The 563-nt window shown below is 72.5% G+C and carries 1 protein-coding gene; it reads right to left on the reverse strand.

The genetic code is table 11. The features are described 5' to 3' along the window. Positions 1 to 152: 152 nt before the first annotated feature. The coding region (locus HLK59_RS51850) for a DUF4190 domain-containing protein (protein ID WP_240983123.1) at positions 153 to 563 on the reverse strand (411 nt) is incomplete at its 5' end.

Raw genomic sequence — 563 nt, forward strand, 5'->3', positions numbered from 1 at the left:
GTGTAGGTGGGGCGTGGCAGTGGTGGGGCCGGCTAGTGGGGACTGTCGCTGAGAGCTGGTTGCTGAAGGCTGGCTGATGGGGGCTGGTCTCGCCCGCGCGGTGGAGTGCGCGAGTCGACACGACCCCACGTCCCTCCGGGACGCGCTTGTGTCTAGGGCAAGACCAGCAGTACGACCATGCCGATGCCCAGTGCGATGCCCGCGACTCCGCAGATGATCCCGGCCAGGGCCTGCCCGGGGTTGGTGGCCACACCCCGGCGGGCCTTGCCGCGGCCGATGGCGCCGAAGATCACGCCGAGGATGCCGAGGATGATCGCCAGCGGCCAGAGGCAGAACACGAGGGCCGACAGGATGCCGAGCACGAGTCCGGCGGTGCCCATGCCGTTGCTGGGCAGGGGCTGTATGCCGGGCCAGCCGTAGTAGCCCTGGGGCGCGGCTCCCGGGTAGCCGTAGCCACCGCCCGGCTGCCCGTACCCGCCACCCGGATAGCCGTAGGGCACCTGGCCCGGGCCGTCGGGGGCGATGGGCGGCGGCGGGACGTGGCTGTCCTGGGCGTAGGGGGC

This window comes from Streptomyces sp. S3(2020), from assembly GCF_013044505.1.
GTDB lineage: Bacteria > Actinomycetota > Actinomycetes > Streptomycetales > Streptomycetaceae > Streptomyces.